Origin of the sequence: Isoptericola sp. NPDC056618 (assembly GCF_042792715.1) — a bacterium.
GTDB classification, from domain to species: domain Bacteria; phylum Actinomycetota; class Actinomycetes; order Actinomycetales; family Cellulomonadaceae; genus Isoptericola; species Isoptericola nanjingensis.
Genome location: NZ_JBHTVZ010000009.1, coordinates 158,246 through 164,954, shown reverse-complemented (window position 1 = coordinate 164,954; position 6,709 = coordinate 158,246). Strand labels below are relative to the sequence as shown.

Genomic DNA, 6,709 nt, shown 5'->3' with positions numbered 1-6,709 from the left:
CTCCCTCGCTGTGGTTTGTGGGTTTTTGTGGGTGGTGTTTTTTTTTTTTTTTGCGGCGGGGGGGGGGGGGGGGGGGGGGGGGGGGGGGGGGGGGGGGGGCCGCGCCTCGGGGGGCCCCCCCCCCCGCCGCTCGTGCGCCCTGACCAGGGCGTCCGGCCCGTCAGGCCTCGACGACCACCGGCACGATCATCGGCCGGCGGCGGAGGCGCCGGTTGACCCACTGCCCGATGACGCGGCGCATCACCTGCTGCAGCTGGTAGGTGTCGGCGGCGCCGCCCGCGATCGCGTTCTCGAGCGCCGCCACGACGTCGGGCTGGATCTCCTCGAAGACCGCGTTGTCCTCCGCCATGCCGCGGGCGAGGATCTGCGGGCCGGCGATCACCTTGCCGGTCGCGGTGTCGACGACGGCGAAGACGGAGACGAAGCCCTCCTCGGACAGCGTCCGGCGGTCCTTGAGCTCGTTCTCCGTGACCGCGCCCACGGTCGAGCCGTCGACGAAGACGTAGCCGCAGGGCACCGCGCCCACGACGGACGCCTTGCCGTCCACGAGGTCGACGACGACGCCGTCCTCGGCGAGGATCACGCGGTCGGCGGGCACGCCCGTGCGGACGGCGAGCGCGCCGTTCGCCACCAGGTGGCGGACCTCGCCGTGCACCGGCATGACGTTCTTCGGCTTGAGCACGTTGTAGCAGTACAGGAGCTCGCCGGCGCTCGCGTGACCGGACACGTGCACCTTCGCGTTGCCCGAGTGCACGACGCGGGCGCCGAGGCGGGTGAGCCCGTTGATGACCCGGAACACGGAGTTCTCGTTGCCGGGGATGAGCGACGACGCGAGGATCACGGTGTCGCCGTGGCCGACCTGCACCTTGTGGTCGCCGTTGGCCATGCGGCTCAGGGCGGCCATCGGCTCGCCCTGCGACCCGGTCGACATGTAGACGATGCGGTCGTCGGGCAGGCTCGCGGCCTGCTTGAGCTCGACGAGGACGCCCGGGGGGACGTCGAGGTAGCCGAGCTCCGCGGCGATGCCCATGTTGCGCACCATCGAGCGGCCGACGAGCGCGACTTTGCGGCCGTGCGCGTGCGCGGCGTTGAGGACCTGCTGCACGCGGTGCACGTGGGAGGAGAAGGACGCGACGACGATCCGCTTCTCCGCCTGCGCGAAGGCGGCGTCCAGCGCCGGGCCGATCTCGACCTCGTTGGTGACGAAGCCGGGCACCTCGGCGTTGGTGGAGTCGACCATGAACAGGTCGACGCCCTTCTCGCCCAGCCGGGCGAACGCGCGCAGGTCGGTGATGCGGCCGTCGAGCGGCAGCTGGTCCATCTTGAAGTCGCCCGTGTGCAGCACCGTTCCGGCGCCGGTCGTGACGGCGACGGCGAGCGCGTCCGGGATCGAGTGGTTGACGGCGACGAACTCGCAGTCGAAGGGGCCGAACCGCTCGGTCTGGTCCTCCGCGACGACGCGCAGCACCGGCTTGATGCGGTGCTCCTTGAGCTTCGCCTCGACGAACGCGAGGGTGAGCCGCGAGCCGACGAGCGGGATGTCCCGGCGCAGCCGCAGCAGGTAGGGCACGGCGCCGATGTGGTCCTCGTGCCCGTGCGTCAGGACGATCGCCTCGATGTCGTCGAGACGGTCCTTGATGTAGTCGAAGTCCGGCAGGATCAGGTCCACGCCGGGCTGGTGGTCCTCGGGGAAGAGGACGCCGCAGTCGATGATCAGCAGGCGGCCCTCGTACTCGAGGACGGCCATGTTGCGGCCCACCTCGCCCAGGCCGCCGAGGGCCACGATGCGCAGCCCCTTCGACGGCAGGGCGGGGGGCAGGGGAAGTTCGGGGTGAGGGTGGCTCACGGGGCCTCCAGGCCGGTAGGTCTTACGGAAGTGTGGTGGCGCCCGCACGGACGCCGTCGTTCAGGTAGCCCGCCGTCGCGAGGGCGTCGCGCAGGCGCGCGACGTCGTCCTCGGAGGCGGCCACGTTGGGCAGGCGCAGCTCGCGGTTGTCCACGAGGCCGAGCGCCTCGATCGCGGCCTTGGCCATCACGGCCTGCGCTCCGGCGCCGTTGAGCGCCTCGATGACAGGCACGGTGGGCAGGTAGGCCCGCAGGGCGCCGGCGGTGTCCCCGGCGTCCCAGCAACGCACGACCTCGGCGAACGCCCCGCCCACCACGTGCGCGGAGACGGACACGACGCCGGCGCCGCCCATGGACAGGAACGGCAGCAGCAGGCTGTCGTCGCCCGAGTACCAGGCGAGGCCCGTCGCGGCCGCCAGCGGCGCGACGGACGACACGTCACCGGTGGCGTCCTTCGTGGCGACGACCTGCGGGTGCCGCGCGATGCGCTCGTAGGTCGACGCCGCGATCCGCACGCAGGTGCGCCCCGGGACGTCGTACAGCATCACGGGCAGCTCGGTGGCGTCGGCGACGGTCGCGAAGTGCCGGTACAGGCCCTCCTGCGACGGGCGCGAGTAGTAGGGCGAGACGACGAGCAGCCCGTGGGCGCCCGCCTCCGCCGCCTGCTCGGCCATGCGCACGGCGTGCACGGTGTCGTTGGAGCCGGCACCCGCCAGGACGTACGCCCGGTCGCCGACGGCGTCCACGACGGCGCGCACGAGGTCCGCCTTCTCAGGGGCGTGCGTCGTCGGCGACTCGCCGGTGGTCCCCGACAGCACGAGCCCGTCGTTGCCGTCGTCCACCAGGCGCTTCGCCACCTTGACCGCCGCATCCAGGTCCAGGTCGCCCGAGGGCGTCATGGGGGTCACCATCGCGGTGAGGACGGCGCCGAACGGGCGCGCGGCGGCAGGGGCGAGCGTCATGAGGTCAACCGTACCGGGCGCGACCGTCCACGACGGACGGGACTCACTCGTCGAGCAGGCGCCCCAGCCGCGCCGCCAGGCCGGGGACGTCCGCCGCGTCGGCGTCGACCTCGACCGCGGCCGCCGTGCGGACCACCTCGCGCAGGCCCGCCGCGTACGCGCCCCGGGCGGCGTCGTCGAGGTCGGCGCGGTGCGCCGCACGGCCCGCAGCACGGTCGGCCGCCACCCGGCGCGCGAGCGTCGCCGGCGCGACCCGCAGGATCACGTGGACGAACCGCGCGCCGCCGTCCGCGGCGGCGCGCGCGAACCGTGCGACCTGGTCGGGCCGCGCCACGAGCTGCGGGACGACGACGTGGGCGCCGGCCCGGAGGTGCGAGCGCGCCATGTCGAGGGCGAGGCGCCGGGCGGGCTCCGCCGCCAGGGCGGGGTCGCCGGAGATCAGCGCGCGCACCACGTCCACGTCGAGGGCGAGCGTGCCGGGCCGCCCGGCCGCGAGCGCCCCGGCGACGGTCGACTTGCCGGCGCCCGGCAGCCCGTTGAGCAGCAGCAGCGTCACCGCGCCCTCGCCCCGCCCGTCGCCCATCCCCCGATCGTAGGGAACCTCGCGGGGAACCGGCCGCGGGCGAGGTCCGCCGTTCCCCGTGTCGAGCGGACCGCGCGCTGTGCATACTCGGGGCATGAGCTCGCTGTCCCCCGCGCTCGTCGCCCACCTGCCGACCGGCATGCTCGCCGACGGTCACTGGACCGCGGCCTCGGGCGGGAGGACGTTCGAGGTCACCGACCCCGCCACGGGAGAGGTGCTGTTCGACGTCGCCGACGCCTCCCCGGAGGACGGCCGGCGCGCGCTCGCCTCGGCCGCCGACGCCGCGCCCGCGTGGCGCGCCGTCGCACCGCGCGAGCGGTCCGAGCTGCTGCGGGCCGTGTACGAGCGGCTCGTCGCGCGCAGCGACGCCGTCGCGTCCCTCATCACCGCCGAGTGCGGCAAGCCCCTGGCCGAGGCCCGGGCCGAGGTCGCGTACGGCGCCGACTTCCTGCGCTGGTACGCCGAGCAGGCGGTCCGGGCCGAGGGCCTGGTGCGCACCGCCCCCGCCGGCGCGAACCGGCAGCTCGTGCACCGGCGGCCGGTCGGCCCGGCGCTGCTGGTCACGCCGTGGAACTTCCCCATCGCGATGGCGACGCGCAAGATCGGCCCCGCGCTCGCGGCGGGCTGCACGATCGTGATCAAGCCGGCCCACCAGACCCCGCTCACCACGATGCTCGTCGCCGAGGTGATCCGGTCGGAGGCGGCCGAGCGCGGGCTGCCGCGGGGCATCGTGAACGTCGTGCCCACGGCGAGCTCGGGGGACCTCGTGGCGCCGCTGCTGGCCGACGACCGGCTGCGCAAGCTGTCCTTCACCGGATCCACCGCCGTCGGGCGCACCCTGCTGCAACAGTCCGCCGACCAGGTGCTGCGCACGTCGATGGAGCTCGGCGGCAACGCGCCGTTCGTGGTCTTCGCCGACGCCGACCTCGACGCCGCCGTCGACGGCGCGACGGTCGCGAAGCTCCGCAACGCCGGCCAGTCCTGCGTCGCGGCCAACCGGTTCCTCGTGCACGACTCCGTCGCCCGCGAGTTCGCGCGGCGGCTCGCCGACCGGTTCGCCGCCCTGCGCGTCGGGCGCGGCGACGTCGACGGCGTCGACGTCGGCCCGCTCATCGACGCCCCGGCCGTCGAGAAGGTGGCCGCGCTCGTCGACGACGCCGTGGACCGCGGCGCGCAGGTGCTCACGGGCGGCGGTCGCCCCGACGGCCCCGGCACGTTCTTCGAGCCCACCGTGCTCGCCGGCGTCGACCGGGACGCGCGGGCCGTGCGCGAGGAGATCTTCGGCCCGGTGGCGCCCGTCGTCGGGTTCGCCGACGACGACGAGGCCTTCGCCCTCGCGAACGACACGGAGTACGGGCTCGCCGCGTACGCCTACACGACGTCCCTGGAGCGGGCCCTGCGCGTCGGGGCGGAGATCGACGCCGGGATGATCGGGATCAACCGCGGCATGGTCTCCGACGCGAGCGCCCCGTTCGGCGGCATGAAGCAGTCCGGCCTGGGCCGGGAGGGCGGCGAGGCGGGACTCGAGGAGTTCCTCGAGACGGTGTACGTGGCGCTCTGAGCACGGTGTCCGTGGCGCCCTGAGCGCCGCGCCGGGTCAGCCGAGGCGCTCGACGAGGACCTGCCGTCCCGGGCCCGCCAGGTCGTGCGCCGCACCGCGGCGACCGGCGAGCGTCATGAGCACGGCCTCCGCCGGACCCCGCGCCTCCGGCCCCCGGCCGCGCCGCCAGTCCACGTCGGTCGACACGAGACGCACCCCGCGGGCGTGCCAGAACCCCCGCAGGGGCGGCGCGAGGACGGCGAAGTCGAGGGCGACGCGCAGCCTGTCGGCGGGCACCGTCCGGCGCCGGCCCAGCGGGCGGCGGATGTCCTGGTGGTGCACCAGCGCGTCGACCATGCCGACCCGGTAGCCCATCGACGCCGTCGAGCCGCGCGGCTCGAGGTGCGACCTGAGGAACGCGACGAGCTCCGCCGGCGTCAGGTGCCGGTACTCCGCGAGCGCCACGTCGTTGAGGTGGCCGGGGCGCCACCGGGCCCGGGCGAGGCGGCGCAGCAGGTCGCGCCGCGAGTGCTCCTCGAAGCTCACGACGTGCGCGACGACGTCGTGCACGCTCCAGCCCTCGCAGAGCGAGGGGGTCTCCCACAGGTCGTCGTCCAGCGAGTCGAGGAAGTCCGCGAGCTCCGACCGCTCGGCGACGGCCATCGCGCGCACGTCCGCTGTCCCTCCACGCATTTCTCCACGCTACGAGAGTCGTGGTTTCCTGGCGCGCGTGAGTTCTCGACAGCAGTCCCCGGCGGTGCGGTCTGCCGTCCGCCAGGGGGCGAGCGTGGCGGTCGCCACCGGCCTGTACGGCGTCTCGTTCGGGGCGCTGTCGGTCGTGGCCGGCGTGAGCGTGCCCCAGACGATGGCGCTGAGCCTGCTGCTCTTCTCCGGCGGGTCGCAGTTCGCCCTCATCGGGGTCGTCGCCGCGGGCGGCTCCCCCGTCGCCGCGATCGCCACGTCGACGCTGCTGGGCGTGCGCAACACGCTGTACGGCGCCGTCGTCGCGCCGCTGCTCGAGGTGCGCGGCTGGCGACGCCTCGCCGCGGCGCAGCTCACGATCGACGAGTCGACCGCGGTGGCCGTCGGCCAGCGGGAGCGCGCCGCCACCCGGGCCGGGTTCTGGGTCACCGGGATCGGCGTGTTCGTGCTGTGGAACGCGTTCACGCTGCTGGGCGCGCTCGCCGGCGACGCGCTGGGCGACCCGCGCGCCTGGGGGCTCGACGCCGCCGCGGGTGCCGCGTTCCTCGCCCTCGTGTGGCCGCGCCTGGCCGCCCGGCGCGCGCAGGTCGTCGCGGCGCTCGCCGTCGTCGTCACCGCCGCGCTGATCCCCGTCGTCCCCGCGGGCGTGCCCGTCCTCGCCGCCGCGGCGGTCGCGATCGTCGTGGGCGTGGTCGCGACGCCGAGCACGCCGGACGACCGGAAGGAGGACGCGTGACCACCACCGCGCTGTGGGTGGCCGTCCTCGCCGCCTCGCTGCTCAGCTTCGGGCTCAAGCTCGCCGGCCATCTCATCCCGGAGCACTGGCTCGCGACGGAGCGCGTGCAGCGCACGTCGACCCTCGTGACCGTGGCGCTGCTCGTCTCCCTCGTGGTCGTGCAGACCTTCGCGGACGGGCAGGCGCTCGTCGTCGACGCGCGCGTGCCCGCGCTCGCCGTCGCGGCGATCGCCCTCGCCCTGCGCGCCCCGTTCATCCTCGTGGTCGTGCTCGCGGCCGCCACCGCGGCGGGGCTGCGGGCCCTCGGCTGGGGCTGAGCGCGCGGCGAACTCACCAGGCGT

General features: G+C 75.0%; 7 protein-coding genes. 3 read left to right on the top strand and 4 right to left on the bottom strand.

What is annotated here, in order from left to right; genetic code table 11:
• Positions 1–160: 160 nt before the first annotated feature.
• From ACFQ8T_RS13080 to ACFQ8T_RS13070, 3 genes are read right to left on the bottom strand one after another with little or no spacing between them, the layout of a single operon-like run.
• A complete protein-coding gene (locus ACFQ8T_RS13080; protein WP_430546951.1) occupies positions 161–1,846 on the bottom strand; it encodes a ribonuclease J in 1,686 nt (561 codons plus the stop codon).
• 22 nt (positions 1,847–1,868) lie between these two features.
• On the bottom strand, positions 1,869–2,807 hold the full coding sequence (dapA, locus tag ACFQ8T_RS13075; RefSeq protein ID WP_430546950.1) for a 4-hydroxy-tetrahydrodipicolinate synthase: 939 nt from the start codon (positions 2,805–2,807) through the stop codon (positions 1,869–1,871).
• A 43-nt stretch (positions 2,808–2,850) separates the two neighbouring features.
• The gene (locus tag ACFQ8T_RS13070) at positions 2,851–3,390 is read right to left on the bottom strand and encodes an AAA family ATPase (RefSeq protein WP_430546949.1); all 540 of its coding nucleotides are present in this window, start codon (positions 3,388–3,390) and stop codon (positions 2,851–2,853) included.
• A 94-nt stretch (positions 3,391–3,484) separates the two neighbouring features.
• On the opposite strand from ACFQ8T_RS13070, the gene ACFQ8T_RS13065 reads away from it, so the two are divergent.
• On the top strand, positions 3,485–4,951 hold the full coding sequence (locus ACFQ8T_RS13065) for an NAD-dependent succinate-semialdehyde dehydrogenase (RefSeq protein ID WP_430546948.1): 1,467 nt from the start codon (positions 3,485–3,487) through the stop codon (positions 4,949–4,951).
• Between the two features lie 36 nt (positions 4,952–4,987).
• Here ACFQ8T_RS13065 and ACFQ8T_RS13060 read toward each other — a convergent pair whose 3' ends face one another.
• A complete protein-coding gene (locus tag ACFQ8T_RS13060) occupies positions 4,988–5,623 on the bottom strand; it encodes a maleylpyruvate isomerase family mycothiol-dependent enzyme (protein ID WP_430546947.1) in 636 nt (211 codons plus the stop codon).
• A 94-nt stretch (positions 5,624–5,717) separates the two neighbouring features.
• On the opposite strand from ACFQ8T_RS13060, the gene ACFQ8T_RS13055 reads away from it, so the two are divergent.
• Positions 5,718–6,368, top strand: coding sequence for an AzlC family ABC transporter permease (locus ACFQ8T_RS13055; RefSeq protein ID WP_430546946.1), 651 nt, complete (start codon positions 5,718–5,720; stop codon positions 6,366–6,368).
• A complete protein-coding gene (locus ACFQ8T_RS13050; protein ID WP_429762243.1) occupies positions 6,365–6,685 on the top strand; it encodes an AzlD domain-containing protein in 321 nt (106 codons plus the stop codon). Before ACFQ8T_RS13055 ends, ACFQ8T_RS13050 begins: the two co-directional genes overlap by 4 nt.
• Positions 6,686–6,709: the final 24 nt, after the last annotated feature.